The 25,368-nt window shown below is 64.3% G+C and carries 28 protein-coding genes and 2 pseudogenes; 8 read left to right on the top strand and 22 right to left on the bottom strand.

Features of this window, described 5'->3' with window-relative positions; genetic code table 11:
- Positions 1 to 48 precede the first annotated feature (48 nt).
- Positions 49 to 894, top strand: a complete 846-nt coding sequence (locus SR882_RS04630; protein WP_322522174.1) for a CbbQ/NirQ/NorQ/GpvN family protein — start codon at positions 49 to 51, stop codon at positions 892 to 894.
- Positions 895 to 1,051: 157 nt separating this feature from the next.
- Here the strand turns inward: SR882_RS04630 and SR882_RS04625 are convergent, their stop codons facing one another.
- From SR882_RS04625 to SR882_RS04605, 5 genes are all read right to left on the bottom strand, one after another.
- Entirely contained in the window at positions 1,052 to 1,393 is a 342-nt protein-coding gene (locus SR882_RS04625; RefSeq protein ID WP_322522173.1) for a hypothetical protein, read from the bottom strand.
- Positions 1,394 to 1,528: 135 nt separating this feature from the next.
- Positions 1,529 to 1,885, bottom strand: coding sequence for a hypothetical protein (locus tag SR882_RS04620; protein ID WP_322522172.1), 357 nt, complete (start codon positions 1,883 to 1,885; stop codon positions 1,529 to 1,531).
- A gap of 239 nt (positions 1,886 to 2,124) precedes the next feature.
- The gene (locus SR882_RS04615; RefSeq protein WP_322522171.1) at positions 2,125 to 2,580 is read right to left on the bottom strand and encodes a hypothetical protein; all 456 of its coding nucleotides are present in this window, start codon (positions 2,578 to 2,580) and stop codon (positions 2,125 to 2,127) included.
- Between the two features lie 87 nt (positions 2,581 to 2,667).
- A complete protein-coding gene (locus tag SR882_RS04610; protein WP_322522170.1) occupies positions 2,668 to 3,783 on the bottom strand; it encodes an FAD-dependent oxidoreductase in 1,116 nt (371 codons plus the stop codon).
- Entirely contained in the window at positions 3,776 to 4,063 is a 288-nt protein-coding gene (locus SR882_RS04605; RefSeq protein ID WP_322522169.1) for a hypothetical protein, read from the bottom strand. The genes SR882_RS04610 and SR882_RS04605 overlap by 8 nt, the downstream gene beginning before the upstream one ends.
- A 153-nt stretch (positions 4,064 to 4,216) precedes the next feature.
- On the opposite strand from SR882_RS04605, the pseudogene SR882_RS04600 reads away from it, so the two are divergent.
- A pseudogene (locus tag SR882_RS04600) lies at positions 4,217 to 4,399 on the top strand (CbbQ/NirQ/NorQ domain-containing protein); the annotation flags it as partial.
- Positions 4,400 to 4,483: 84 nt separating this feature from the next.
- Here SR882_RS04600 and SR882_RS04595 read toward each other — a convergent pair.
- Positions 4,484 to 4,837 carry a hypothetical protein gene (locus tag SR882_RS04595; protein WP_322522168.1) on the bottom strand — a complete coding sequence of 118 codons (354 nt, stop codon included), beginning with the start codon at positions 4,835 to 4,837 and terminating at the stop codon, positions 4,484 to 4,486.
- 225 nt (positions 4,838 to 5,062) lie between these two features.
- Between SR882_RS04595 and SR882_RS04590 the strand changes: the two are divergent.
- Positions 5,063 to 5,152, top strand: a pseudogene (locus SR882_RS04590) (CbbQ/NirQ/NorQ domain-containing protein); the annotation flags it as partial.
- Positions 5,153 to 5,242: 90 nt separating this feature from the next.
- Here SR882_RS04590 and SR882_RS04585 read toward each other — a convergent pair.
- The 6 genes from SR882_RS04585 to SR882_RS04560 form a co-directional block, all read right to left on the bottom strand.
- Positions 5,243 to 5,554: a type II toxin-antitoxin system RelE/ParE family toxin gene (locus tag SR882_RS04585; protein WP_322522167.1), complete on the bottom strand. Its 312-nt coding sequence runs from the start codon at positions 5,552 to 5,554 to the stop codon at positions 5,243 to 5,245.
- On the bottom strand, positions 5,542 to 5,799 hold the full coding sequence (locus tag SR882_RS04580) for a type II toxin-antitoxin system Phd/YefM family antitoxin (protein WP_322522166.1): 258 nt from the start codon (positions 5,797 to 5,799) through the stop codon (positions 5,542 to 5,544). The genes SR882_RS04585 and SR882_RS04580 overlap by 13 nt, the downstream gene beginning before the upstream one ends.
- A 162-nt stretch (positions 5,800 to 5,961) precedes the next feature.
- Positions 5,962 to 6,429: a DsrE family protein gene (locus SR882_RS04575; protein ID WP_322522165.1), complete on the bottom strand. Its 468-nt coding sequence runs from the start codon at positions 6,427 to 6,429 to the stop codon at positions 5,962 to 5,964.
- A gap of 263 nt (positions 6,430 to 6,692) precedes the next feature.
- Positions 6,693 to 6,944 carry a hypothetical protein gene (locus SR882_RS04570; RefSeq protein WP_322522164.1) on the bottom strand — a complete coding sequence of 84 codons (252 nt, stop codon included), beginning with the start codon at positions 6,942 to 6,944 and terminating at the stop codon, positions 6,693 to 6,695.
- A 195-nt stretch (positions 6,945 to 7,139) separates the two neighbouring features.
- Entirely contained in the window at positions 7,140 to 7,619 is a 480-nt protein-coding gene (locus SR882_RS04565; RefSeq protein ID WP_322522163.1) for a DsrE family protein, read from the bottom strand.
- Between the two features lie 203 nt (positions 7,620 to 7,822).
- Positions 7,823 to 9,190: a DEAD/DEAH box helicase gene (locus SR882_RS04560; protein ID WP_322522162.1), complete on the bottom strand. Its 1,368-nt coding sequence runs from the start codon at positions 9,188 to 9,190 to the stop codon at positions 7,823 to 7,825.
- Positions 9,191 to 9,516: 326 nt separating this feature from the next.
- Here SR882_RS04560 and SR882_RS04555 point away from each other — a divergent pair, with 326 nt between their 5' ends.
- Positions 9,517 to 11,400 (top strand): pyruvate kinase, encoded by a 1,884-nt coding sequence (locus SR882_RS04555; protein WP_322522161.1) that lies wholly within the window; start codon positions 9,517 to 9,519, stop codon positions 11,398 to 11,400.
- A gap of 52 nt (positions 11,401 to 11,452) precedes the next feature.
- Positions 11,453 to 12,016: a DUF2058 family protein gene (locus SR882_RS04550; RefSeq protein ID WP_322522160.1), complete on the top strand. Its 564-nt coding sequence runs from the start codon at positions 11,453 to 11,455 to the stop codon at positions 12,014 to 12,016.
- A 59-nt stretch (positions 12,017 to 12,075) separates the two neighbouring features.
- On the opposite strand, the gene rssA is transcribed toward SR882_RS04550, so the two are convergent.
- The 3 genes from rssA to SR882_RS04535 form a co-directional block, all read right to left on the bottom strand.
- Entirely contained in the window at positions 12,076 to 13,017 is a 942-nt protein-coding gene (gene rssA / locus SR882_RS04545) for a patatin-like phospholipase RssA (protein WP_322522159.1), read from the bottom strand.
- An 80-nt stretch (positions 13,018 to 13,097) separates the two neighbouring features.
- Positions 13,098 to 13,610: a DsrE family protein gene (locus tag SR882_RS04540; RefSeq protein WP_407653347.1), complete on the bottom strand. Its 513-nt coding sequence runs from the start codon at positions 13,608 to 13,610 to the stop codon at positions 13,098 to 13,100.
- Positions 13,611 to 13,966: 356 nt separating this feature from the next.
- On the bottom strand, positions 13,967 to 14,461 hold the full coding sequence (locus SR882_RS04535) for a DUF4174 domain-containing protein (protein ID WP_322522158.1): 495 nt from the start codon (positions 14,459 to 14,461) through the stop codon (positions 13,967 to 13,969).
- Between the two features lie 262 nt (positions 14,462 to 14,723).
- Between SR882_RS04535 and SR882_RS04530 the strand changes: the two genes are divergently transcribed.
- Complete coding sequence (locus tag SR882_RS04530) at positions 14,724 to 15,947, top strand: ATP-grasp domain-containing protein (RefSeq protein WP_322522157.1); 1,224 nt, start codon at positions 14,724 to 14,726, stop codon at positions 15,945 to 15,947.
- Between the two features lie 303 nt (positions 15,948 to 16,250).
- Positions 16,251 to 18,290 (top strand): hypothetical protein, encoded by a 2,040-nt coding sequence (locus SR882_RS04525; RefSeq protein WP_322522156.1) that lies wholly within the window; start codon positions 16,251 to 16,253, stop codon positions 18,288 to 18,290.
- Between the two features lie 126 nt (positions 18,291 to 18,416).
- Here the strand turns inward: SR882_RS04525 and SR882_RS04520 are convergent, their stop codons facing one another.
- The 3 genes from SR882_RS04520 to SR882_RS04510 all read right to left on the bottom strand — a co-directional run bounded on the left by SR882_RS04520 (position 18,417) and on the right by SR882_RS04510 (position 20,504).
- Positions 18,417 to 18,671 (bottom strand): DUF7218 family protein, encoded by a 255-nt coding sequence (locus SR882_RS04520; protein ID WP_322522155.1) that lies wholly within the window; start codon positions 18,669 to 18,671, stop codon positions 18,417 to 18,419.
- Positions 18,672 to 18,756: 85 nt separating this feature from the next.
- Positions 18,757 to 19,695, bottom strand: a complete 939-nt coding sequence (locus SR882_RS04515; protein ID WP_322522154.1) for a cation diffusion facilitator family transporter — start codon at positions 19,693 to 19,695, stop codon at positions 18,757 to 18,759.
- The gene (locus SR882_RS04510) at positions 19,692 to 20,504 is read right to left on the bottom strand and encodes a substrate-binding periplasmic protein (protein WP_322522153.1); all 813 of its coding nucleotides are present in this window, start codon (positions 20,502 to 20,504) and stop codon (positions 19,692 to 19,694) included. The genes SR882_RS04515 and SR882_RS04510 overlap by 4 nt, the downstream gene beginning before the upstream one ends.
- Positions 20,505 to 20,751: 247 nt before the next feature.
- Between SR882_RS04510 and SR882_RS04505 the strand changes: the two genes are divergently transcribed.
- Positions 20,752 to 21,195: a hemerythrin domain-containing protein gene (locus SR882_RS04505; protein ID WP_322522152.1), complete on the top strand. Its 444-nt coding sequence runs from the start codon at positions 20,752 to 20,754 to the stop codon at positions 21,193 to 21,195.
- 39 nt (positions 21,196 to 21,234) lie between these two features.
- Here the strand turns inward: SR882_RS04505 and SR882_RS04500 are convergent, their stop codons facing one another.
- From SR882_RS04500 to argF, 4 genes are all read right to left on the bottom strand, one after another.
- Positions 21,235 to 22,047 (bottom strand): class I SAM-dependent methyltransferase, encoded by an 813-nt coding sequence (locus SR882_RS04500; RefSeq protein WP_322522151.1) that lies wholly within the window; start codon positions 22,045 to 22,047, stop codon positions 21,235 to 21,237.
- Entirely contained in the window at positions 22,038 to 23,384 is a 1,347-nt protein-coding gene (gene argA, locus SR882_RS04495; RefSeq protein ID WP_322522150.1) for an amino-acid N-acetyltransferase, read from the bottom strand. The genes SR882_RS04500 and argA overlap by 10 nt, the downstream gene beginning before the upstream one ends.
- Positions 23,385 to 23,462: 78 nt before the next feature.
- Positions 23,463 to 24,365, bottom strand: coding sequence for a sensor domain-containing diguanylate cyclase (locus SR882_RS04490; protein WP_322522149.1), 903 nt, complete (start codon positions 24,363 to 24,365; stop codon positions 23,463 to 23,465).
- A gap of 51 nt (positions 24,366 to 24,416) precedes the next feature.
- On the bottom strand, positions 24,417 to 25,337 hold the full coding sequence (argF, locus tag SR882_RS04485) for an ornithine carbamoyltransferase (RefSeq protein ID WP_322522148.1): 921 nt from the start codon (positions 25,335 to 25,337) through the stop codon (positions 24,417 to 24,419).
- Positions 25,338 to 25,368 lie beyond the last annotated feature (31 nt).

Below are 25,368 nucleotides of genomic sequence, written 5' to 3'. Positions count from 1 at the left end.
AGCGAGCCACGTCGACCCGACTTCCAATACAGAATCCGAGAGTGCAACATGCTGTTTGATCAGACACCCCAGAACGGCAATAGCGACAGCAACGCGAACGCCGACGAATACCGCATCCAGACCGAGCCCTACTACCGCACGGTCCACGACGAGGCCAACCTCTACGAGGCCGCCTACAAGGCCCGCATGCCGATGATGCTCAAGGGCCCGACCGGCTCGGGCAAGACCCGATTCGTCGAGTACATGGCCTGGAAACTGCAGCGCCCGCTGATCAGCGTGGCCTGTAACGAGGACATGACCGCCTCCGACCTGGTCGGCCGCTACCTGCTGGACAAGGACGGCACCCGCTGGCAGGACGGCCCGCTGACCACGGCCGCCCGCATGGGCGCGATCTGCTACCTCGACGAGATCGTCGAGGCACGCCAGGACACCACGGTCGTTATCCACCCGCTGACCGACCACCGTCGCGTCCTGCCGCTGGAGAAGAAGGGCGAGCTGGTCGAGGCCCACCCCGACTTCCAGATCGTCATCTCCTACAACCCGGGCTACCAGAACCTGATGAAGGATCTGAAGCAGTCGACCAAGCAGCGTTTCGGCGCGCTCGACTTCGACTACCCGGACCCGGAGACCGAGACCGAGATCCTCGCCCACGAGACCGGCGTCGATCGCGACACCGCCGGCAAGCTGGTCGAGATCGCCCAGCGCGCGCGCAACCTCAAGGGCCACGGCCTCGACGAAGGCATCTCGACCCGTCTGCTCGTCTACGCAGGCCAGCTGATCCACAAGGGGGTCGACCCGCGCGATGCCTGCTCCATGACCCTGGTCCGTCCGATCACCGACGACCCGGACATGCGCGACACCCTCGACTCCGCGGTCAGCGCGTTCTTCTCGTAAGGAGAAACGCCCGCCGGAAGGACAAACGCCCAGCCATTTGGCTGGGCGTTTTGCTTTGAGCCCCCAATTCTCGCCAATTCTCGGTAAAGGGGCTGGCATTTACTAGGCACGCCGCCATCGCGACAACCTCGATCACACAGCTGGTCCCCCTCAGCTCTTAGCCTTGGACGAAAACCGTGCCTTTCAGGTAATCCAGCAAGTTCATCAGCCCAATTGTCACGATGATGACCCCTGGGACCGCCCAACCAATGATCTTGGCGATCAGTGTCCAGCGTGGAGTGGCTTCACGGGGTGGCGTGTCCTTCACCCAAAGCATCATTGCCATTGTCATCACCTCAAAACCGATGATGCCAAGAACGATGATCAGCCAGCCCGCAACACCCGCTGGCGAATACGGGGCGATCGCCTTTAACAAAAGGATGACGAAAAACGGAAGAGTGACAAGCGACGACAGCAGGGACGTGCGATAGGTCCGCCGAAGTGTAGAAAAAAAAGCCATTGATCAGTCACTCCCTGTGACATGAATGAAAGACATACGCTTCTTGCGTCTTGGCGTTTGACTGCTGACGAGAGACAGACGGATTAACGAAGGGTAAGCGATCAACGCAATCGCAACCCTTTGTCGCATCGGTGATCACTCGGCGGAGGGCTTCACCTCCACGACCTGCGGCGCCTGCCCGCCCCAGAGCCGCTTGCAGAAATACGGCGCGTTGCCGTAGCAGTTATGCGGGCGATAGGTGGAAAGGTCCAGTTCGAAACCCTTCGCCTTCATGCAGGCCTCTGCTCGCGCGGCTTCCTCTTTCGACAGGTCATTGGCCCAGCTGACGTCGTCGTAGCCGCAATCACGCATCTCGGCCTTCACCTGCGTTTCCGACACCCCATCCTTCGACCAGGCCTCATAAACCCAATTCGGCGGCTCGAAACTCGTCGTGGCGCAGCCGGCAATGAACGCCAGCGATACGGCGGTAAGCGCAATACGTCTCTTCTTCATCTCGTCCTCCTGACGGTTGTGACGATCGAGGCAATCCGGCCTCAACCGAGTGACTGATTCCTTGTCGCTGGCGTAAATCCTGAAACAAATACCACCCGAGTTGGGTGGTCCGTCCCTACTCTGGGCAAACCGCCCCTGGGCGGTTTGCGATCGGAATTTCACCTGAAGAATGTATTCCCAGGCTCCAATCAAGCCGTGTTCAAGCGCCTATCGGTTCGGAACCCATGCCCGTCAAACGATCACAACAGAATTCTCCCACGTTCGGCATCTGGTACTGCCAGATATGCTCGAAGAAGCAATGCGCTGACTGCCAGCACGGGAGGCATTGCGAAGACCATACTCATGGCATGAATCGGCATGGCCGTGACGGCTGCGGCAACCACTCCCACGACACACCCGCCTATGACTACCCGTGGCAGGCGATTCCAGGGCCTCGCCGTCATGGCGAACAGCGCGAAGAAGGACAACCATCCGATTGCCCCACCGATGACGATGAAATAGTCGCGCGCATGGATAAGAAGCTTCTGACTAGACGAAAGACTTTCGTACATGTGAGGCGCGACAGTCTGCGTGAACGACACCATGCCACCATCTCCCGTAACCACGCCATTGGCAAACACCAGCCAGAAGTAGAGGGACACCATACTCACGATTCCGGCAGCAGCCCCCACGACGCTCAGCAGTATCTGGATCATCTTTCGCATCATTCACCCGTTATCACATGAACCGATCGGACATACCGTCATGCCCACTTCTCCCCACCGGCGGCTTCAATGCCCTGATCACCAGCCGCCGGATATGAGCTTGAAGAACCACCGGGCCAGTGCCGGGTGTTTCGCGGCATATGCCCAGTACCGGTTTCTGACGGAGCGAACCAGCCGGCTCTTCGTCGCCAACATTCGATAGTCGAAGTCGGTAAAGAGGAGCACGGTCCGGGCGCGCCTCGCCAGCACTCGTTCAACGGTCAGGTCGCCGGCCAGCAACCCCTCAGCCAGGGTGATTCCGTCCCAGATGGCGAGATTGAGACCCTGACCTCCCACCGGCGACTGCACATGTGCCGCATCGCCGATCAGCCACACTCGGCCCGTTCTCGGCGATCGGACACGCCTGAGCGTCACACGAAAATCGCGCTCGTAGCGGAGCTCCGCATCCGGGAAATGAGCGTGAAGCGCCTTCGACACGTTCGGAGCGTTGAGAATGCCCTGAACCACGCCGCTGGTCGGCTGGGACAGGAACAGTCCGACGCCGTCCGATCGAAGGAAGAGCTGCGCCTGCGCGTCGGAGGGCCACTTCCTTGTGGAGATCTCGGCGACGGACCAGGTTTCCGGGTAGTCCCGACCGACGAACGGCATCCCGGCCGCCTGGCGCACTGCACTGTGCGCACCATCGGCACCCACCACCCAGTCGAACTCCTCCGTACGTTCGACTTCTTGGCCCTCATCCCGAATCCCGACCCGCACCGACGTTCCGCTCGCTTCGTAGGAAATGAACGCCGTGTCGTATTCGACTTCCACTCCCCGCGAGGACAGGGCCTCTTCCAGATACCGTTCAAGCTCGCCCTGCGGATAGAGGTGAGCCGGTGGCTCGCCGTCGATTTCCGGTACCGGAACGTTGGCGACCAACCTCCCATCGTCGTGGAAGGCGAAGTTCCTCATCGGGATCGCAGCGGATACGGATGTTGGTGACACCCCAAACTTCGACAGCCGCCTCCAGACACCGGCTGCCACACCCGTTGCCTTCTGGATCGACGACCTGCAAGAGCGTCGTTCGATCACTCGGACGTGCGTGCCCCGACTCGCACACTCCAGCGCGAACGCGAGACCACTGGCGCCAGCACCGACCACGAGTATTCGAGGTGCTTTTATTGCCCGCCCCGAGGGCCCATGCGGGTCACCCATCGGTTCGAAGCGGTGCCGGTTTGAGCCTCAGCGAGAGCCAAGCGAGCAACCCGCACACCATCCCGGTCGTGACCGAGCCACCAATACCGAAACCCGCCATGACGGGTTCCAGGACGATGGCCAGCGCGACGGCAGGAACAAACAGAAGCGCGGCCACCTTGAGACTCACGAACAGACGCACCGAACCTTGGCAGTAAGGGCAGCGTTTCGCCTCCCTTCCAAACCGGTTCATCTCTCTGGAAAACAGACTGAACGACCCGTCGCAGTGGGGGCACTTCATGTATCACTCCTTGAAAGCAGTAATCCGTCGTTCCGTCCTGGAACTCGGCTCATATGCCGCACCAAGGAAAAATGGTGACAGCGCCGGGAGTGTATCAAGACCCACCTGAAATCTTGACGAGGCTACTGCGCAAGACGCCCGGGGGAGTTCGCCAACCGCAAGGGCCACGGCCTCGACGAGGGCGTCTCCACCCGCCTGCTGGTCTACGCCGGCAGCCTGATCGCCAAGGGCGTCGACCCGCGCGCCGCCTGCTCCATGACCCTGGTCCGTCCGATCACCGACGACCCGGACATGCGCGGCACCCTCGACTCGGCCGTCAGCGCGTTCTTCTCGTAACGAGGAAACGTCCGCCGGAACGACAAACGCCCAGCCAATCGGCTGGGCGTTTTGCTTTATGCCCGATATCGCTATGCCACATCCCTAGATGTCATGGTCATAGCGCACCTCGACACCCTCCTCGGTGATCGTCGCAATCACCGTCAGTCCCCGTGAGAAGTAGATCGGCTCGGACTCGACCTGCCTGCCATCCGCATAGCGCACACGGAACACCATCCCCGCTTCGTCCTCCACGCTGAACTCGACCGTCGAGGCCGCTGCGATATCCGGAAATGCCTTCTCCTGGTCACGCCACTCGGCGATCACAGAAACCGGCTCGGCCGACTCGTTCCGGATCTCGAATTGCGGGTCAAAGAACGATGGGACCGCCAGCACGACCATCAGGGCGATATACAGCAGCGCGACAATGGTCAGTGCGTTGTAGAGACAGCGAAGCATGCTGGAAGCATACCGCGGATTCCGAGCGACCTCGCGGCACGAGTCCGACTGACGAGCTTGTCAGCAAGGCACTTCCCCAGCTAACTCTCACTCAGCCAACGCTTGGCCCGATTTACAGGGCTGATTCCCCCCGAAAAAGGCACCTTTAAGGCCGATCAAGGCCACACTGGAGCAACCTCCCTGTTCGGAATCAATATGTTGCCCAGGTCCGACCCCGATACCCCTGCCTGCTCCATGACCCTGATCCGCCCGATCACCGACGACCCGGACATGCGCGACACCCTCGACTCCGCGGTCAGCGCGTTCTTCTCGTAAGGAGAAACGCCCGCCCGAACGAGAAACGCCCAGCCAATCGGCTGGGCGTTTTGCTGTCTGACCCGAGCATCGACCACCGGGGCGTCGCGGCTACGAACGATCATCCTGGGCAAGCAGGTAGGCCCGGAGGTCTCGTTCCTGCCTCATCACATGCAGGATGAGAACACGCGCCTGCTCGACACGATAGAAGATCCGGCACGGGGAAAGCACGACCTCGCGGTACACGGAATCGGGCAATTCCGGCGGGTGTCGCCCCGACTCCGGGAACGACTCAAGCCTTTCGACCGCATCGAATACCTGCCGAACCAGGCGAGATGCGGCGTGTGGATTATCGAGGGCGATGTATTCGGCGATTGCGTCAAGTTGATTCAGGGCCGGTTCGGTCCAGACTACGTCAACCACTTCCCCAGCCGCTCCTTGGCCTGTTCCTGGCGGACAACCCGTCCTTCAAGGGCCGCCCGCTCTCCTCGGGCCAGTCCTTCAAGCAGTGCCAGCCGTCGCTGCATGAAGTCGTAGTCCTGCACATCCACCAGGTACGCCGACGGACGACCATGCTCGGTGATCAAAACCGGTTCCCGGGACTCGTGCAGGTCGGCCAGGATACGCGTGGCCTGTCGCTTCAGGTTCGTCACGAGCTCGACCTTCATCGGAATACCTCCCCGGGCCGTTCAACAGAGTGTCACTATAGTATCACTTGGCCGAGACGGTGGCATCTACCGGCACACGGAAGTCACAGCGGGCCGGATCGGGCGGGGAGGGAAACGACGGGGTACTACGCCAACCGACCGGGGCGCTCGAGGGCCCGACGATCATTTCATGTAGGCGTAACCCTTGTGCTGCAACTCGATGATCTCGGCGTCGGCCATGGGCACCACCTTGACGAACCCGTGCACGTCCTCGGGTTTGACGTCACGCAGCGCGGCCGCGACCGCACAGAGGCGGTACTCGATATTGCCGGCGACGGTCAACGACTGTGCCCGTTCCATCAGATCCCTGTTCTCGTCGTACTTCTCGGCGGTGAACAACGGAATTTCCGGGCCGTGCAGGATAACCACGATATGCGCGTCGAACACGTCACCGTCGTATTCGTTGTTGAGGTAACTGACCCGATCGAGGATGCGGTCGAACGCCTCGGCATCCCTCGCCGCCCCGTTGTAGACGACCTTTTCGGGCTGGTAGCTCTTATCGATCAGCTCGGCCGCACCCCAGGGGCGGTTGTCGCTGGCCATCGCCACGATGGGCAGCAGGCAGACAAACAGCAAGGCTCGATGGATCATCGTTTTCTCCTTGAACACCCGCGGGACGGTTGCATTCCCCGCTTTGACGGTAGCCGACCCCGGGGATCGGCACCAATGTACGTTGCCTAGTAGTCGAAAAGGCGTTCACAACCAAGCGCGTTCGCCAAACGCAAAACGCCCGGCTAATCAGCCGGGCGCTTGTTCGGAATGGGGGAAATACCTTTCAAGACAGCGTAAACGGAATCGGAACCCGGGCAAACACGGGCAAACACGGGCAAACACGGGCAAACCCGGACACACCGTCACCGACAAACCGACGTCACTGATGGCCGGATCAGCCGCGCTCCGCCCGTCTTGTAGTCATGCCAGCGACGCGGGGATTCGCCCTGACGGAAGGCCGCGTCGTAGTGGGCCTTGGTCACCACGAACACACAAGCACGAAACTCGCCTTGTTCCACCATGCGATCGACGATCGAGCGAGCGCCACCGATCGCCGACGGCTCGTCTTCGTGAACGGCGACGATCTCGTCATCCCGGTCCAGCACGTACCACATGGTTGTCCCTCCCCGCCGGCGGCTCGGCCTCGTTAGTCGGCGGCCAGCTCGTGCAAGGCCGGCCGTCTCGATTCTGAGGTGGATACGATAACCGATCGCGGCGTGTGCGAGGCCCACGGGTGGCGCATCAGACGCACGCATCACCCGGGGCGAATCCTCGGATCGAGCCTCGCCGCGCGACCCGAAAGCTGCCCGTTACTTCATGTAGGCATAGCCTTCGTGCTGCAACTCGATGATCTCGGCATCGGCCATGGGCACCACGTTGACGAACCCGTGCACGTCCTCGGGTTCAACGTCATGCAATGCCGCGGCGGCCGCGCACATGCGGTATTCGATGTTACCGGCGACGGTCAGCGACTGGGCGCGCTCCATCAACTCCCTGTTCTCCTCGTACTTCTCCGTGGTGAACAGCGGGATCTCGTCGCCGTGCAACACCACCACGATATGCGCGTCGAACACGTCGCCGGCGTACTCGTTGTTCAGGTGACTGACCCGGCCGATGATGCTGTTGAGCGCCTCGGCATCCTTGGCCGCCACGTCGTAGACGACCTTGTCGGGCTGGTAATCCTTCTCGGTCAGCTCGGCCGTGCCCCAGGGGCGATTATCGCTGGCCGTGGCGGTAGCAATGGCCATGGCCGGCAGCAGGCAGGCAAACAGCAAGGCGCGCTTGATCATTCCTTCCTCCTCGAATCCCTGAGGGATTGTTGTTTATTCCCTTTCGACGGTAGCCGACCCGAGCGGCAATACCAATTACTTTGCCTGTTATTCGATAAGCGGCTATCCAAACGGACACGAGCACAAAAAAACGCCCGGCTGATCAGCCGGGCGCTTTGGTACATCAACGTTCCTCGACCTTGGCCGAGGACTGGAAACGCGGATTAACGGTTGCCGCTACGGCCACCACCGCCGCGACCACCACGGCCACCCGGACGACCGCCCGGGCCACGGCCGCCGCCACCGGGGCCACGTCCCTGGCCGCGTCCCTGGCCACCGCCGGGCCCACCGCGACCGCCACCGCCACCGGGACGACCACCGCCACTACGGCGACCGCCGCCGGCGTTGTTGCGACCGTTCGGGATCGGTTCGGGCTTGGCGTTCGGGTCCGGCTCGAATCCGGGCACGACGTGGCGGGTGAACTTCTGCTTGGTCAGTCGCTCGATGCCGGCCAGCAGCTTGAATTCGTCGATGCAGACCAGCGAGATCGCCTCGCCGGACTCGCCCGCCCGACCGGTGCGGCCGATGCGGTGGACGTAGTCCTCGGCGACGTTCGGCAACTCGAAGTTGACCACGTAGGGCAACTGGGCGATGTCGATGCCGCGGGCGGCGATGTCGGTGGCCACCAGGACGCGGATGCTGCCGTTCTTGAACGATTCGAGCGCCTTGGTGCGCGCCGTCTGGCTCTTGTTGCCGTGGATGGCCATCGCCGGGATGTCACGCTTGGAGAGGTACTCGGCCAGGCGGTTGGCGCCGTGCTTGGTGCGGGTGAACACCAGCACCTGCTGCCAGTCCTGGTCGATCAACAGCTCGGCGAGCAGTTCGCGCTTCTTGTCACGATCGACTTCGTAGACCGACTGGCTGACCGCCTCGACGGTGGTGTTGCGCGGCGTGACGGAAATTTCCGCCGGGTTGTCCAGCAGCTTGCCGGCCAGGGTGCGGATCTCGTCGGAGAAGGTGGCCGAGAACAGCAGGTTCTGGCGCTGCTCCGGCACGATCTTGAGGATCTTCTTGATGTCGTGGATGAAGCCCATGTCGAGCATGCGGTCGGCTTCGTCCAGCACCAGGATCTCGACCTGCGAGAGGTCCACGGTGCGCTGGTTCTGGTGGTCGAGCAGGCGGCCCGGCGTGGCGACCAGGATGTCGACGCCCTTCTTGAGCTTGTCGATCTGCGGGTTGATGCCCACACCGCCGAACATGACCATCGATTTCAACGGCAGGTGGTGGCCGTAATCGAGCACGCTCTGCTCGACCTGGGCGGCCAGCTCGCGCGTCGGGGTGAGGATCAGCGCGCGAATCGGACGCTTGCCACCCTTGTGGCCACCTTCCGGGTGGGTTTCCATCAGGCGCTCGAGCAAAGGCAAGGTAAAGCCGGCGGTCTTGCCGGTACCGGTCTGGGCCGCAGCGAGCAGGTCACCGCCGGAGAGAACGGTCGGGATGGCCTTGGCCTGGATCGGGGTCGGGGTGGTGTAGCCGCGCTCTTCGATGGCGCGCTGGAGTTCCGGGCGGAGGCCCAGTTCTGAAAACAACATAGAAACAGTTTTCCTTGGGGGACGAGAACGCTCAACGCATGGAGGCCATGACAAAAATGGCGTCTCGAATGGCGTGGCGTTTCCCGTCACACGCTCCCGGGGAGGGAACGCACGCCAGTCGGCAAGGAAAACGCAGGGGTTGAGGGCAGGCCCTCAGGACGTCAATCGGCAGGACTGGTCAGACCGAGTGCGCGCATCCTAGCACGTTTGCGAAAGGGCCAACGGTTTTCTCGCAGCCCGCCTGGGCAGCTGCCATACCGCCGTCACATGGCGGTGGTATCCAAGAGGTCCTGACTGTAGGGACTGCGCCCTGGAGGGACCGCCCCATGAATACCGCCGCGACGACCGACAACCGCGACTGCGCCGCCACAGATTCCATCGAATGGCTCCTCGGGGAAGTCACCGCCCTGCGCGAGCGGGTGCAGGAGCGGGCGACGCGCCGGCTGGAGCAGGAGCTGGGCGATGCCGACCGTGCCGGGCCGAGCAGCTGGAATCTCGCCTGCTACCTCGCGCTGCGCTCCGAGGACCTGCGCGAGCTCCAGCCGGTGCTGGCCGCGCATGGCCTGTCCTCGCTGGGTCGCAGCGAGGCCCACGTGCTGGCGACGCTGGACAGCATCATCGACCTGCTGAGCCGCGCCTGCGGCCGGAAGGTGGCGGCAGATAAAAAGCCACCGGCGGACTTCCTGGCCGGCCAGCGCATCCTGGACCGCAACACCGAGCAGCTGTTCGGCGCCGAGGCCCCGCACGGCGTGCGCATCATGGTGACGCTACCCACGGACGCCGCGGACGACGCCGATCTCCTCGAGGGGCTGATGCGGGCGGGCATGACCTGCGCGCGCATCAACTGCGCCCACGACACGCCGCGCGAATGGAGCCGGATGGTCGGCAACCTCGACGCCGCCCGCCACCGCACCGGCCGCGCCTGCCGGCTGTTCATGGACCTGGCCGGCCACAAGGTGCGTACCGGCGAGGTCCGCCGCCGGCACAAGGCGCTCGAGATCGACTGGGAAGGCACGCGGGCGCCGGTGATCGAGATCAGCGACGGCTTTTTGCGCTCCGAGCCGGTGGGCAAGGGCCGCAAGCGCAACTGGCACCTGGCGCTGGACACGGCGGTCATCGACCGGTTGCACGACCACCAGGAGCTGTATTTCGTCGACACCCTGGGTCGCGAGCGCCGCATGCGCGTCGCGGCCACCGGCACGGCCCGCTTTTTTCACGCCGCACTCGACGGCCCGGCGCACATTGACCAGACCACGGCGTTCCACGATCGGGGCACCGGCGAGCAATTCCTCGCCCGCGGCTTCGATACCCGCCCGGCGAAGATCCGCGTGTTCGAGGGCGACCGGCTGCGGCTTTCCGCCGCCCCCATCCCGGGCGAACCGGCACGCCTCGACCCGGCGGGCAATGTGCTCGAACCGGCGCGCGTGCCCTGCGCCGAACCGCGGGTGTTCGACCGGCTGGCCGCGGGCGACTCGGTCTGGATCGACGACGGCAAGATCGGCGCCCGCGTGCTGGCAGTCGATAACGACGGCGCGCTGCTTAACATCGAGCACGCCGGCCCCCAGGGCAAAACCATCAAGCCCGACAAGGGGCTCAACTTCCCCGACACCCCGCTCGACCTGCCCGCGTTGAGCGACAAGGATCTCGAGGACCTCGACTTCGTGGTCAAGCATGCCGACATGGTGGGCTTCTCGTTCGTGGAATCCGGCGACGACATGCGCGCGCTGATGGCCGAACTCGACGCGCGCGGCGCCGAGGACATGCCGATCGTCGCCAAGATCGAGACCCGCCGGGCCGTGGCCAACCTGCCCGGTATCATGCTGGCCGCCCTCGACCATCGGCTGCTGGGCATCATGATCGCCCGCGGCGATCTGGCCGTGGAACTGGGTCCCGAGGAGATGATCGAGGCCCAGGAGACCCTGCTGATGCTGACCGAGGCGGCCCACGTGCCGGTGATCTGGGCGACCCAGGTACTGGAGACCCTGGCGAAGAAGGGCACCATCTCGCGCCCCGAGCTCACCGATGCCGCGATGGCCGAGCGCGCCGAGTGCGTCATGCTCAACAAGGGGCCCTACATCGAGCGCGCCGTGCGCATCCTGGTCGACATCGTCCACCGCATGCATCGCTACCAGCACAAGAAGACCGCTCAGCTGCCGCCGCTGGAATGCCTGTCCGAACGGGCGGACCCGATGGTCCGTCCAGACGTCTGACCCGAACTGATAGACTGCCGTCCCGTCACAGCAATCGGCATCGCGTCAAACCATGAGCAAGGGATCTCTTCAGGATCAGCTGCTGCAGTCCGGCCTCGCCCAGAAGGGTGGCAAGAAGGGCGGCGGCAAGCAGCCCAAGCAGAAGTCGGCCTGGGGCCGGGTCAACCGGCACGACAAGGAGGCCAACACCAAGCCGCCGAAGGAGATCGAGGCGGCCAAGAAGGCGGCCGCCGAGAAGCTCGAGCGCGAGCGCCAGCAGGCCCGCGAGGCCGGCGCCCGCCAGCGCGAGGACGAACAGCGCCGCGCCCAACGCGCCGAGATCCGCCAGCTGATCCTCGACCATGCCGAGAAGCTCGCCAGCCACGGCGAGCCGTTCTACTTCGTCGATCAGGGCCGGATACTGAGCCTGCCGGTCAACGCCCGCCTGCGCCGCGGGCTGGCAACGCGCAAGCTGCGCCTGGCGACGTGGGACAAGCGCTACTACATCGTCTCGGCGGCCACGGCCGACAAGATTGCCCAGCGCGACCCGGCCTATCTGCTGGCCCTGCCCAGCGGCGGCGAGATCCGCGATCCCGCCTATGCCGGGTTCGAGGTGCCGGACGATCTAGTCTGGTAATCGAGACAGGGCACACGTCAGATAGACGTAATCATGACCTGAGCGCGTCGAGCCGCGAACTACCGACTCGATTCCCCTCTCAACTCGGGCAATAGCGGGCTATCCTGCAAGGCCCGCTCGGCGGCGGCCCGGCCCACCTCGATGGTTTCACTGGCACGCTCGAACTCAAGCAGACCGATGTGCGAAAGCTTCGGCGAGATCATCAGTTCGGGTGGGTCGCCCGCCATGCGGCTGCGGGTGATGCGGTCCTGCATGATGTTGATCGCGCCGGCCATCACGTCGAGCATGCCGGGCGTGGGCTCGTCCTTGTCCCGCTCTTCAAGCCACTTGCCGATCCGGCCATCGAGAAGACGCTCATCCAGCCCGTCGACCCACTTGCGCAGGCCGCTCTCGTTGTCGGTGTCATGCCGCGCCGCGCCGCGGATATCGCGTATGTGCCGACCGACAAGATCGCTGTTGAGATTCACGGCAATCACCACATCGGCGCCCAGCGCCCGACACAACGAGACCGGCACCGGGTCGGTCAGGCCGCCATCGACCAGCCAGCGGCCCTGGTTGCGCACCGGCGACATCAGCCCGGGCACGGCAATCGAGGCGTGGACGGCATCGATCAGGCCGCCCTCGCGCAACCACACCTCGCGACCGGCTTCGAGGTCGGTCGCCACGGCAGCGAATGGCACGCGCAGCTGCTCGATGTCGACCGGCTCGACCTGTTTGGCCAGCGAGCGCATCAGGTCGTCTCCCTCGATCAGGCCGCCGCCCAGACGGACATCCAGCAGCCGCATCACATCCCAGGAGCGGATACCGCGCGCCCAGGCCTCGAGCTTGTCCATGGATTCACCGGCGTAACCGGCACCGACCAAGGCGCCAAAGGAACAGCCTGCCACCATCGCGGGGCGAATACCGGCATCTTCCAACGCCTGGATCACACCGATGTGCGCCCAGCCGCGGGCCGCGCCGCTGCCCAGCGCCAGGCCGATCGTCGGTTTGCCGTCGGTCATCGTTTTCCTTCCACGTCGTTACCATCGAAAAACCCGCCCTCTCGGCGGGTCGTGTTGTATTGCAGCAAAGCCGTTCCCATTCAATCGTACACCGGGATCAGGGCGTAACCGTTGTTCTGGTAGCCCATCAGCGAGATGAAGCCCGAGCGCACCGGCTCGATGCCCGGCAGCAGGGTGTCGTTATCGACATTGAATGCCCGCGTGGCGCCATTGCAGGCCTCCATGCGCACGCCCAGTTCCTGCAGGGTTTCGACGCTCTGGGCGATGCTCGCCAGCGCCTCGCCGTAATCGGCCTCGGTCTCCAGCGTCGGGGCGGTGTTGATGAACTTCACCGAATGGGAGATGAACACCATCACCAGCTCGGCCTGCACGCCTTCCTTCTCCAGGTTCTCGACATTGGTGATGATGGCCTTGAGATACATGTCCAGCGCGTTCGGGTTGGACTTGCGCACGTCGTAGACGGCCTTGACGTTTTCCAGCCCATCGATGGCGGCGCGGTTGTGCAGATTCTCGGCGGCAACGGTGGGGGCGATGATCAAGGCGGCCATGGCCAGGCTCAACACCTGCAGGGCACGGGATACTCGACGGATCATGGGGATTCCTCCTTAGGGAAACCCTGCACGATTCGATGACATCTCTGGCTTGCGGGCAAACCCGCAAGCCCCGTCCGGGCGCGCCTCCAAGGGCCCATCCGCAGCGTTGCTGCCCTCGTGAAGGGCGACGGCCCTTCACGGCGGACCGCGCCTTGCATCTGGACCCTTGGAGGTCCCGCAGAGACGTCATCGAATCGTGCAGCGTTTCCCTCGATGGGGCCGGCAAGAAACCAAGCCGGCAAACGATTAGCCTCACCTGACATCCTTACCCGGGATCTCGACGAAATCAATATCCGGGGAATCGAATTTTCTGATCTCGGACCGGTACGCCGATATGAAGCGCGCGCCGGATGCGCTCAAGGACTTGCACAATCATCCGGCTCGCGGGCCAGCTCGTTGCGCCGCATCGGCATGCGATCGATCAGGGCCCAGATCGTCTCCAGCGCATCGGGCCGACCGCTGTACTTGCGTTGCCCGTCCAGCCCGAACAGCAACAGGCGCGTGTCATCGCCACTCGACCAACCCACCCGGTCGCGCACGCTGGCCGCGGCCCCCTCATCCAGCCGTGTCGACTCGAAGTCAGCCGCCTCGCCCCCGTCGAATCGGCGCCACACCGCACCGTCCTCCTCGATCACGAGCCAGTGAATGCGACGCTCGGCCAGTGCACAGCGATCGTTCAGCAGTCGATCGGTCCAGTTATCCGCCGACGAGCCGCCCTCCACCAGCACCAGCGGGCGGACCTGCCACTCGAGCTTGTCCCAGTAGTTGGCTGCCCATGCGATTGAAGGCGCCGCAAAAGCGGTCGCGGCAAGACAAGCAAGCGTGGGCACAAATCGCATCAGTCGGCTCATCAGGTCTCCCAGTACAGTCTGTCGGGTTCAGTTCCCAAGGCTAGACTGAAATCCCCCGAGCGACCCGGTAACCGCGGGCCGAGCCTCTCTTCGACCGGTCCAGCCAGTCGTCGGTCAAATCATCCCGTCGGCGTCGCGGCCACACAATCGCCTCTCGTCAACTAGGCTCTGTCCACAACTTCCCGATTGGCGCGGCACCACGGACGTGCCGGTAAGCCCGTTTCGGCTCAACATTCCATTTCGCCCGAATCAGAGGTACCCCATGGAGAAGAATCCCGAAAAAGGTTTTGTCGCGCTGCTGGGCTGGTCGCTCAACGCCGTCGAGGCCGCGGAAACATTCGATCGTCGCTACGTCGTGGTCGCCCCCGACTGGGCCGAGGAATACTGCGAACAGCACAACATTCCCTATATCCCGTGGAACTTCGAGCGGCTGAACGATCGCTCCCTGGAGATCGCGCACACCCTGCAGGAAAAGGGCGTGGACGTCGCCATCCCGCTTTACGAGGAGACGGTCGAGTGGGCCGGGGCGATCAACTCGGTGCTGCTCGACCAGCCCAAGCTCTTCGGCCAGTCGATGCTGCTGCGCGACAAGGCACTGATGAAGCGTCGCGCCCAGCTGGGCGGCATCCGCGTGGGCATCTTCGAGGAGGCCCACGACAAGGAGGACGTGGTGCGCTTTCTCAAGCGGGTCAACCAGACCCTGCTCAAGCTCGACGGCGATCCCAACGACCCGATCCATCTCAAGGCCTTCGACAAGGCCGGTTGCCTGGGTCACCGCGTGATCCGCACGCCCGACGAGGTGGATACCATCCCGGACGAGGAATTCCCGGTGCTGATGGAATCCCACCTCGATGGCTGGGAATTCGCGGTCGAGGCCTGGATTCACAACGGCAAGATCCGCTTTCTCAACATCTCGGAGTACGTGACGCTGGGCTACTCGGTCTTCGTGCCGGCCACCCCCGAGCTGGAGAAATACCGTGAGCAGATCACCGCCCAGATCGAAAAGCTGATCAAGACCTTCGACATCGAGTTCGGCTTCATTCACCCGGAATACTTCGTCACCAACGACGGCGAGATGTACTTCGGTGAGGTGGCCTATCGCCCGCCGGGCTTCAAGGTGTTCGAGCTGCTCGAGCGCGCCTACGGCTTCAATGCCTACCAGGGCCTGATCCTGTCCTTCGACCCCAAGACCACCGAGGAGGAGATCACCGCGTTCTTCCCCAAGGAAGTCGTCGATGCCAAGGGCGTGGCCGGGTGCTTCGGCGTCTACCCGCGTCGTCGCGTGGTCAGCCACCTGGAAATGCCGGCCGAGACCGAGGATCACCCCTACTTCGAGTCGCATGAGCTGACCCCGCCGGTGGAGGAAACCGTCACCAAGCGCACGGCGTTCGGTACCCACTGGGGGCTGATCTACTTCTTCGGCGACGATCCGCACACCATGCGCGATCTGCTCAAGCGCCAGGAGGATCTGGACTTCTATGTATAATCCCGCGCCATACCCCGGGCACGAGGAGCCCGAGGGAACCTCTGCACGACTCGATAGTGTCTCTGCGGGACCACCAAGGGTCCAGATGCAAGGCGCGGTGCGCAGTGAATGGCCGTCGCCATTCGCAAGCGCCGCAACGCCGCAGATGGTCCCTTGGCGGCCCGCCCGGACGGGGCTCGCGGGTTTGCCCACACTCGGCGTTGCCGTCTCTCGACGGGCCATGAGCCCGTCTTCGAGCCGGCGCCTTGATTGCGAACAAACCCGCGAGCCAGAGACACCATCGATTCGAGCAGAGGTTCCCAGGTGAGCAGCGAAGTCGACGAACAAGCGCCCGGGGCCCTGCTGCCCGGACTCCTGCAACGACTCGACGAGGCGATCGAGGCCCTCGATTCCGCGCCCGACTTCTCCAAGCCCACCCGGCTGCGCCGGGTGCTGGACGGGGCCAAGCGGGTCCTGCTGCAGGACGGGGGCCCGGCCGCCATCGAGGCGCGCGCCCAGGCGATCGAGACCGCCGGCACCTTCAACGGCTCGGACTGGGCCTATCCCGAGACCCTGATCCCGTCGCTGTCGGCCCACTCGCTGAGTAGCGCGGACGCGGATACCGTCGTGATCGAGGCCCTGAGCGACCTGCGCATGCTCGCGGTCGCGCGGGGGGCCTACCTTCACCCGCGGCTCTCGGCCGAAAATGCCCACCATCACCTGACCCAGGTGCTGGCGATCAACCTGCAACGACTGTTCATGCCGCCCAGCGAGGCCGAGCGCGAGACCCAGGGGCGCCTTGCCCAGTTGTCACGCGCCCTGCTCGGCCACCTGGCCGAGCGGATCGGTTACGAGCACATCGTCGATCAGCTGATCGACGAGATCTGGCGGATCCTGCAGCAACGGCCGATCCAGACCGAGCCGGTCAAGCAGATGATCACCCAGATCGCCATCTGCCAGGGCAGCCCGGACATCGATCTGGGCAGCAGCGGCCAGGGTGCCGACCGGCTGGTCAGCAGCCTGTTCGGTCCGACCCAGGCCTGCCGAGAAGATCCCGGCGTGCCGGTCTACCAGGAACGACTGGAAAGCATGGATGCCGTGGCACGACAGAACGAGGCGACCGGCTTTGCGCGCGCCATGCACGACACCGGCCTGGTCTCGCCCTACCACGCGGCGCTGCTTCGTCACCTGACCGAGCATGGCGACCATCTGCTGTCGGAGGCCATGGGGCTGTCGTCGACCGGTCGGGACTGCCTGCTCTGCTACAGCGAGCTGGTGCACGCACTGATCGACCAGTCGGTGTTCCCCGAGACGGCGCAGGCCATCTACGGACTGGCCCTGATGCTCGAACGGGGCATCCTCTATCAGCCGCCGGTGGCCCCGGCCCTTTGGCGACAACTGAGCCTGCCGTTGTCGGCCTGGTCTCGCGAGCGGCTGGCGATTGCCTTCGGCGAGAACGTCCCGCCGCGCACCCGCCTGCTGGAGGGCGTGCTCTGCATGCTGGGCCAACCGCTCGGCGTGGGCCAGGGCAACAACCCCACCTGCCAGTCGGCCCGCGCCCTGTCGATGTGGGCGTACAACGACCCCGACTACATGCTGCAGATGGTGGCCTGGGCGGCGCGCGACGACGAGATCATCATCCACTTCGAGGGCCAACCGATCTCCTCGATGGCCTCGCTCAGCGGTGTCGCGACGACACTGCCGATCGACCTCGATCCCGTGTCATTGCTGGTGGTGCCGCATCTGGACCGCATCTACGCCGAGATGGGACGCCGCTGCATCGGCCGCGAGGGCGACCCGCACCGCTGGATCAATCCGGAATTCCACGGTTGGTGGTCCGGGCGCGGCTTTCGCATCAACGTGGATGTCGCCACCGGCAAGCTCGAGGCGCTGGAGGATTTCCTGCGGCACTTCTACGCGAGCTATCACCCGTATTACAACGGTAACCAGCCGTTGATCCACCCGCAGCCGATCGGCATCGCGGCGACCGACAGCGCGGCGCGCTTCATCGGCTGGCACGCGATCACCCTGCTGCGGGTGACACTCGATCCCAAGGACGTGATGCGGGTGTACTTCTACAACCCCAACAACGACAGCGGCCAGAACTGGGGGGATGGCGTCGAGGTGAGTACCGCCGGCTGCGGGGAACGCTTCGGCGAATCCTCCCTGCCCTTCGAGGAATTCGCCTCACGCCTGTACATCTTCCACTACGATCCGCTGGAGCATGGCGAACTTGCCTCGGTGCCGCAGGACTCGCTCGATCGGGTGATCGACATGGTGCACCGCACCTGGGGCGCGGATCGCATCCCCGAAGAGCACCTCTCGCTGAACGTCGACAGCCCGGCCGCGGGCACCGAGGCCTGATGAAGGCCTTGCCCGCATGGGATCGGCCAGGCATTTAGTGGCCGCGGTGCGTCACGCGGACGGCCTCACCAGACGCCTAGACTCGCCGTTCACTTCCTCGCAGCGCAGCGTTGACCAGCCGTATTCCTAATGCTCGCGCAGCGCGCGGATCAACTCGCGCTTGTCCATTCGGGAGCGGTCGCCGATACCGACCTCCTTGGCCTTTTCGTACAGTTCCTCCTTGGTCCAGTCCTCGTAGCGCTCGCTCTCGCCGCCCTTTCGAGCCGCCTCCGTGTCATCGGCGTTGGCAATCCGCGCCGCTTTTTCCTTGCTCATGCCTTCGTCCCGCAGGGCCTCGTACCGATCGTCGTCCTTGATGCTGTTGCCGTGATTCTTGGTCATGGCGTCACCTCCGACGTAGTCCGCTCGTTACGCTCGCCCCGAAGAAGCACACTGAGACAGAGCGCCCCTCACTGATCTGGAACGATCAAGACCGCACCAACTGCACAGTGAGATCATGCATTCGCCAATCAACCGACCTAGCACATTCGATCGCTTCGGCCGTGCGTTCGATGGGACGGTCGTCGTCCACGGGCTCGACATAGGCCTCGCCGAAGAATATCTGACCCGCTTCGCGCATTCGCACGTCTACCCGCCGAACCCAGGGCAAGTCGGCGAGCCGATCCTGAATCTGCCGAGGCAGGTCAGCCGGATCGCCGTCCACTGTGTTCGGACGACGATCCATCAAGTCGAACACACTCGTACGCAGATGCTTCACCCCGTCCATGAGCACATCCAGACCGATCACCAACGCCGCGACGCTATCCGCCCACCAGAATCCGAACCCGATCCCTAGAATACCGACCCCCGCGGCTGCCGAAGTCATCCAGTCCGCCTTGTTCATGGCCGCATCAGCGACCATCGCCTTGTTATGCAATGCCCTCGCCGGGCCAAGCTTCAGACGGCCAAGGATGCTGGCCGGAAGCGCGCTATAAAGAAGCGCCGGCAACATCAACCACCCAAGCCAAACCGGGTGGCCGAAAATCTCAAGGGTTCCAATAGTGGGATGCTCGACGGCCAAAAGACTCGTCGCGGCATCGTAAACGACATAGAGCCCCACCACGCTCAAAGCGAGCGCAGCGACCTGGAACGAGATCGCCAGAACACGGTGAAAGCCGTAGGGAAACCTGTCGCTGGGGCGGCGTGTCCGCATATGGAGCCCGACAAGCACCACGATGGGCGGTATGAGACTTATCAGGTCCTCCAGCCAGGCTGCTTTCATCGCCTGGCTCGAGCCCATCACCAAGTACATCACTGTGACCACGGTCAAACCGTAAACCACCGTAATGCCCTCCAGCACGTAGGCTCGGCGGAGGTCCTTGTCGAGATGGTCGGGGATCTCGACCGGAGCGGTGAGTACCTTCATCTGACGGCCACCTCCTTCGACCTCACGTGGCTGGATACATTCGAAGCCGGATCGGACCATTCCGAGCGAATCATCGCCGGCACATCGGCTCTCTTTTCGAATAAGAACCGTTGCACGGTTTGCAACCAACCGTTTTCACCAGCCGGCACAGCGAACACCTGCTTGCGGGTCTCAAGCACGGGTGGGCTGGGCCGCAGCCCCCATGCCAATATCTGCGATTCTGCCGCCGCCACCGGCAAGCGCGCATCCCGCCCCTCTTCCAACGCGACGGTCACCGCACCACGTTCAGCCAACCGCCTTGCCACCGAGCTGTTCTGCTTCACAGCGACCCGTCGCTTGTCGAGATCCTCACTTGCCGGCTGGTCCGGGGGCCAGCCCAGCATGATCCGTGTGACATGGTAAGGACGAGTCAACGCGACCTTCTTTCCCCACGGCGAGGAGCGTTCGATACCACCGATCACCACGTCGAGTTCGAATGCCGCAAGTGCGCCAAACAGCTCGGTGTCCGACCCGGACACCCACCGGATATTCGCACCCATCCGCTTCGCCAGCTCACGAACCAGCTGAGTTTCCACACCCTGCGGTTCCCCGCCACTCCACGTTGCCCATGGAGACGCGCCATCAATGACGCCCACGCGCAGCAACCCGTTCCGCACGTGGTCCTGCGTCCCCTCAATGTCACGGGGGAGATCGCAGCCGGCTAGCAACACGATCGTGAAGAAAACGACGGACGCCCTAATCAACCAACCCAGCCTACGGTCAGGACAAGCGCGGATTCCTCCTGCACAAAAACCCGGGCACAGCTGCATGATGGTTTGCTCTCTCTTTGCAACGGGTATCGACGTTAGACGAGTAGGCGCCCATCTGCATGGCAGCGGCGAGCCGTGCCCACCGCTCTCAATGCCCCCACGTTGCGATACCGGAGGGAGAGACTATGCTCGTCGCCGACGGGTAAATGGCGCGGTCGAAATTCGGCACCTACCCAGACCGACCGACAACCGTCCGCTTGCCTACGGCGCCTCTGCCTTCCCCCACTCGAGAAAGAGGAAAGATCCCGTGGAGATATTCGAAGCCCTACGCGAGGACCACGACACCCAGCGCGACCTGCTCGCCCGACTGGTGGAAACCGAAGGGAACACCCAGACGCGGCGTGATTTGCTGCGGCTCACACGAAACGCCCTGGTGCACCACGAGGTCGCCGAAGAGCGCTACTTCTACACCCCGCTGATGGAGGCGGACCTGACTCAGGAGCAGGCCCGCCACAGCATCGCCGAACACCACGAGATCGACGAGCTGATCAAGACGCTCGAATCCACCGACCCGAGTGCCACGGCGTGGCTGGGCCATGCACGGAAACTGCAGGAGTTGGTAACCCATCACCTGGACGAGGAAGAGCACCAGGTGTTCCAGCAAGCCGGGAAGGTGCTCGGCGACGAGGAAAAGCGCGACCTCGCCCGCCGCTACCGTAGGAAGATGAAAGAACAGGCCGTCGGCGACTGAGTCGGAGCCGATCACTGCCCGGGTCGATGGGGTGGGCGATTACGAATTGGGCGAAGCTGCGAGATAGCAGTCGAAGCGCAGTCGTCCGGAACGGTATTCGATGTCCGGCGCACTCGCATCGATGGTGGGGGCACCCGGCGGGCGCTTGACCACCCAGCGGGCGCCCGGCTGACGGCGCGCCCAGGCAAACAGGGCCTCGGCGTCCGGGTCCTCACCGACCAATTGATGAAAGATGCGCATGGGCCTTTTCACCAGCGCGGATTTCTTGCGTTCGGGGAACATCGGGTCGAGGTGCCAGACCGTGTTCCGGTCACCGGCGAGCGCCGGGGGATGCTCCCCCAGCACGTCACCGAAGACGGGATGGATCCGTGCAGCGACCGCCGCCAATGCCGGCTGGGCCGTCGCCCGCTCGAGGGCATCGGTCAGCAGCAGCCAGACCACCGGATGGCGCTCGACGGCGGTCACCTCGCAACCGCCGCTGGCCAGCGCCCAGGCATCACGACCCAAGCCGGTGGTGAGATCGACCACCGGCGGGCGATACCCCGCCTTCCAGCCAGTCGCCCGTGCCAGGGCATCCTTGCGCGCCAGAGGGCGGGCAAACCGCGGGTCGGCGGCGAAATCGATTACCAGCGGGTGCGTACCCAAGTCCGGTCGATCCAGTGGCGGAACGAGACCAATGCGGCCGTTCTCTAGCGCCAGGGTGAAGCGGGCCGGCTCGTCACCGGCCGCATCGACCCAGTCCAGCCCCCACTCCTCGGCAAACGCCTGCAGGCGCACGGCGGCCGAGCTGCCCCCCTCAGGACGACAGGCAACCACCGGCAGCGGAGCTAGAGCCAGTTGTCCTATAACCACTTGCGGAAGATCCGCGAATTGCGCTTGAGGTTGTAGAAGGCGCGCCGCTCGGCGGGCAGCCGCTCCAGGCTTTCATCGGCGAAACCCTTCTCGCGGAAGAAGGCCATGGTCTGGGTCGAGAGCAGGAACAAGGATTTCAGTCCCAGCGAGCGCGCCCGACTTTCCATGAACCCGAGCAGGCGCGCCGCCCGGCCGCCGCCCTGGTAGGCCGGGTGCACCACCAGGGCGGCCAGTTCGGCGGTGCCGTCCTCGGGAAAGGGATAGAGTGCGGCGCAGGCGATGATGTCGCCATCGCGGTCAATCACCACGAAGCGGTCGGTCTCCAGCTCCAGCTGTTCGCGTGAGCGGCGCACCAGCACGCCGGCCTGCTCCATCGGCTCGATCAGGGCGAGAATCCCGCCGATATCGTCGAGGGTCGCCGCGCGGATACGCTCGTAGGGCTCGCTGGTGATCAGCGTGCCGCAGCCGTCACGGGTGTAGAGCTCGACCAGCAGCGCCCCGTCGACCTCGCGATCGACCAGGTGAATGCGATCCACGCCCTTCGAGCAGGCCCGCACGGCGCTGTGCAGGTGCAACTGGAACTCGGTCGACAGATTGTCGCCCTGGCGTTCCAACAATCCCTCGACCTCCGAGAGACTCATGGCGGTGGGCAGATCGTCGAGCGGGTCGGTGAGAAAGATCAGCTTGTCGGCGCCTAGGGCCACCGCCATGCTCTCGGCAACGTCCTCGGCGCGCAGGTTGAACAGCTCGCCGGTGGGCGAATAGCCGATATTCGACTGGACCACGATCGAACCATCACCGAGCGCATCGCGCACGCCATCGACGTCCACCCGCCGCACCGCGCCGGTATGGCCCAGATCCACGCCGTCGATCACGCCCATGGGGCGCGCGGTGACGAAGTTGCCGGTCAGCACCCGCTGGGCCAGCCCCGAGCCCGAGGCCAGGCTCAGGCGTGCCGACAGCCAGGAAATCACGTCGAACTGCACTGCACCGACCGCCTCGGTCAGCGGGTCGATCATGGCCGGCTCGGTAACCCGAAGCCCCTGGTGGAAGCGCTCCTCGAACCCGGCCGCCTGGAAGCGCCGGTTGATCTGCGGACGCGCGCCGGGCACCAGCACCAGGCGCACCCCGAGATCGGCGATCAGCACGATGTCGCGGATCAGGCGCTCGAAGCTTGCCGGCTCGTCGAGCGCCTCGCCCCCGAAAGCGAGCACGAAGACGTGGTCCTCGTGCTCGCGGATGTAGGGCACGGCATCACGCAACCCCTGCACAAGTACCCGGGCCTCGCCGCTGGGCTGGCAGGTGGTGTGCGGGGCTGGTGTCGATGGGTCGTTCACGGTGGCGCTCCATGCATGGCTTGGGGCCGAGGATAACGCAGACGGGCGGTGACAGGAGCCGGTTTCACGAAGGACGGGTCAGACGACGCGGTTGCGGCCCCGCCGCTTGGCCTCGTAAAGGGCCTCGTCGGCCCGATTGAGGGCACCCTCGTGGCTCACATCCTCCTCGCGCATCGCCGCCACCCCCAGGCTGACCGTCACCGGTGGGATGTCCGGGTAATGCATGGACAAGTGTTCGATCACCGCCCGGCGGAATCGCTCGGCCACCTGGCGGGCGTGTTCAAGGTCGGTCTGCGGCAGCACCAACACGAATTCCTCGCCGCCAAAGCGTGCCAGCAGGTCGTTTTCGCGCAGCATTCCCCGACCGATGTTCGACACGGCGAGCAGCGCCTCATCGCCGACGGAGTGGCCGTAGCGGTCGTTGACCTGCTTGAAGTGATCGACGTCGATCATCACCACCGCGCAGGCCTCGTCGTAACGCCGGTGGGCCGCGAAACGTTCGGCCAGCACCTCGAGGAGCTTGCGCCGGTTGAAGAGGCGGGTGAGCGGATCGATCACGCTGGCGAGCCGGAGCTGCTCCTCGAGTTCCCGGCGCGGGGTGATGTTGCGCGCCACCCAGACCACGGCGCGTTCCCCGTCGACCGGCTCGGCCAGCGGCTGAATATGGCCCTCGAACCAGAGCATCTCGGCAGGGCCATCGGCCGATTCCAGGCCCTTCACCTCGGTAGCGGCGAGCGGATACTCCACCTTGAGCAGCCGGTTCTCCTCGAGCGATCGCTGGATCTGGTCCAGCACCTGGCTGGCCTTATCGGCCGGCATCACGTCGCTGATGTATTGACCGACCAGCGACCGCCCGTCGTGGTAGTAACCCGGATCACTCCCACCGTAGACCGCCAGATAACGGCCCGATGCCGAAAGGATGAACAACGGGTCCGGCAGCGCATCCAAGACCGCCGGCATCAGTTCCGCAGGCAAACTCATGACAATCCCTCGTCGATGACGGACAGGCGGATGACCGTTGGCAGACGACGGTCAGCTGCGCGGAAATGCTCCCAGCATGAGGAATTCGACCAGTGCCTGCTGGGTATACATGCGCGCCTCGGCCTCGTCCCAGACCACGCTCTGCGCCCCGTCGATGACCCCGGCGGTGACTTCCTCGCCGCGGTGGGCCGGCAGGCAGTGCATGAACAGCGCATCGCCCTTGGCGCGGGCCATCAGCTCGTCGTTGATCTGATAGTCGTGGAAGTCGCGCAGCCGGCGCTGGCGTTCCTCTTCCTGGCCCATCGAGGCCCAGACATCGGTGACCACGAGGTCCGCGTTCTCGACCGCCTCGGCCGCCGTGGCGACCAGCTCGACGCGATCCTTGGCCGCTGCGACCACGTCCGGGTCCGGCTCGTAGCCGCGCGGGGCCGCGATCGCCAGCTCGAAGTCGAAGGTGCGCGCGGCATTGATGTAGGAATGGCACATGTTGAAGCCATCCCCCACCCAGGCGACGCGCTTGCCGGCAATCGAGCCGCGGTGGCGTTCGTAGGTGTAGATGTCGGCGAGCAACTGGCAGGGGTGACTGCGGTCGGTGAGCGCGTTGATCACCGGCACGCGGCTGTTGGCGGCGAAGGTCTCGACCATGCCGTGATCGTTGGCGCGGATCATGATCGCGTCGACCATGCGCGACATCACGCGAGCCGAGTCCTCGACCGGCTCACCCCGGCCCAGCTGGGTATCCCGCGGCGAAAGGAAGATCGCCGAGCCGCCCAGCTGCGCCATGCCCGACTCGAACGACAGTCGGGTGCGAGTCGAAGCCTTCTCGAAGATCATGCCCAGCACGCGTCGCTCAAGCGTGTTGGGGCGCTCGCCGCGCTCGCGGGCGGCCTGCAGCTGGCCCGCGCGTTCGAACAGGGCGCGGTACTCGTCCGCGGTGAGATCGAACAGACTCAGGAAGTGACGTGTGGACATAACGATATCGATTCTGTCGGTTGAGGGACGC

Origin of the sequence: Guyparkeria halophila (assembly GCF_034479635.1) — a bacterium.
GTDB lineage: Bacteria > Pseudomonadota > Gammaproteobacteria > Halothiobacillales > Halothiobacillaceae > Guyparkeria > Guyparkeria halophila.
This window is presented reverse-complemented; position numbering and strand designations above follow the sequence as displayed.

What these genes read in the sequence shown, in the direction of transcription:
- SR882_RS04630 (WP_322522174.1), top strand. Translation starts at nt 49, where the DNA reads ATGCTGTTTGATCAGACACCCCAGAACGGCAATAGCGACAGCAACGCG.
- SR882_RS04625 (WP_322522173.1), bottom strand. Translation starts at nt 1,393, where the DNA reads ATGGCTTTTTTTTCTACACTTCGGCGGACCTATCGCACGTCCCTGCTG.
- SR882_RS04620 (WP_322522172.1), bottom strand. Translation starts at nt 1,885, where the DNA reads ATGAAGAAGAGACGTATTGCGCTTACCGCCGTATCGCTGGCGTTCATT.
- SR882_RS04615 (WP_322522171.1), bottom strand. Translation starts at nt 2,580, where the DNA reads ATGATCCAGATACTGCTGAGCGTCGTGGGGGCTGCTGCCGGAATCGTG.
- SR882_RS04610 (WP_322522170.1), bottom strand. Translation starts at nt 3,783, where the DNA reads ATGGGTGACCCGCATGGGCCCTCGGGGCGGGCAATAAAAGCACCTCGA.
- SR882_RS04605 (WP_322522169.1), bottom strand. Translation starts at nt 4,063, where the DNA reads ATGAAGTGCCCCCACTGCGACGGGTCGTTCAGTCTGTTTTCCAGAGAG.
- SR882_RS04595 (WP_322522168.1), bottom strand. Translation starts at nt 4,837, where the DNA reads ATGCTTCGCTGTCTCTACAACGCACTGACCATTGTCGCGCTGCTGTAT.
- SR882_RS04580 (WP_322522166.1), bottom strand. Translation starts at nt 5,799, where the DNA reads ATGAAGGTCGAGCTCGTGACGAACCTGAAGCGACAGGCCACGCGTATC.
- SR882_RS04575 (WP_322522165.1), bottom strand. Translation starts at nt 6,429, where the DNA reads ATGATCCATCGAGCCTTGCTGTTTGTCTGCCTGCTGCCCATCGTGGCG.
- SR882_RS04570 (WP_322522164.1), bottom strand. Translation starts at nt 6,944, where the DNA reads ATGTGGTACGTGCTGGACCGGGATGACGAGATCGTCGCCGTTCACGAA.
- SR882_RS04565 (WP_322522163.1), bottom strand. Translation starts at nt 7,619, where the DNA reads ATGATCAAGCGCGCCTTGCTGTTTGCCTGCCTGCTGCCGGCCATGGCC.
- SR882_RS04560 (WP_322522162.1), bottom strand. Translation starts at nt 9,190, where the DNA reads ATGTTGTTTTCAGAACTGGGCCTCCGCCCGGAACTCCAGCGCGCCATC.
- SR882_RS04555 (WP_322522161.1), top strand. Translation starts at nt 9,517, where the DNA reads ATGAATACCGCCGCGACGACCGACAACCGCGACTGCGCCGCCACAGAT.
- SR882_RS04550 (WP_322522160.1), top strand. Translation starts at nt 11,453, where the DNA reads ATGAGCAAGGGATCTCTTCAGGATCAGCTGCTGCAGTCCGGCCTCGCC.
- rssA (WP_322522159.1), bottom strand. Translation starts at nt 13,017, where the DNA reads ATGACCGACGGCAAACCGACGATCGGCCTGGCGCTGGGCAGCGGCGCG.
- SR882_RS04540 (WP_407653347.1), bottom strand. Translation starts at nt 13,610, where the DNA reads ATGATCCGTCGAGTATCCCGTGCCCTGCAGGTGTTGAGCCTGGCCATG.
- SR882_RS04535 (WP_322522158.1), bottom strand. Translation starts at nt 14,461, where the DNA reads ATGAGCCGACTGATGCGATTTGTGCCCACGCTTGCTTGTCTTGCCGCG.
- SR882_RS04530 (WP_322522157.1), top strand. Translation starts at nt 14,724, where the DNA reads ATGGAGAAGAATCCCGAAAAAGGTTTTGTCGCGCTGCTGGGCTGGTCG.
- SR882_RS04520 (WP_322522155.1), bottom strand. Translation starts at nt 18,671, where the DNA reads ATGACCAAGAATCACGGCAACAGCATCAAGGACGACGATCGGTACGAG.
- SR882_RS04515 (WP_322522154.1), bottom strand. Translation starts at nt 19,695, where the DNA reads ATGAAGGTACTCACCGCTCCGGTCGAGATCCCCGACCATCTCGACAAG.
- SR882_RS04510 (WP_322522153.1), bottom strand. Translation starts at nt 20,504, where the DNA reads ATGCAGCTGTGCCCGGGTTTTTGTGCAGGAGGAATCCGCGCTTGTCCT.
- SR882_RS04490 (WP_322522149.1), bottom strand. Translation starts at nt 24,365, where the DNA reads ATGAGTTTGCCTGCGGAACTGATGCCGGCGGTCTTGGATGCGCTGCCG.
- argF (WP_322522148.1), bottom strand. Translation starts at nt 25,337, where the DNA reads ATGTCCACACGTCACTTCCTGAGTCTGTTCGATCTCACCGCGGACGAG.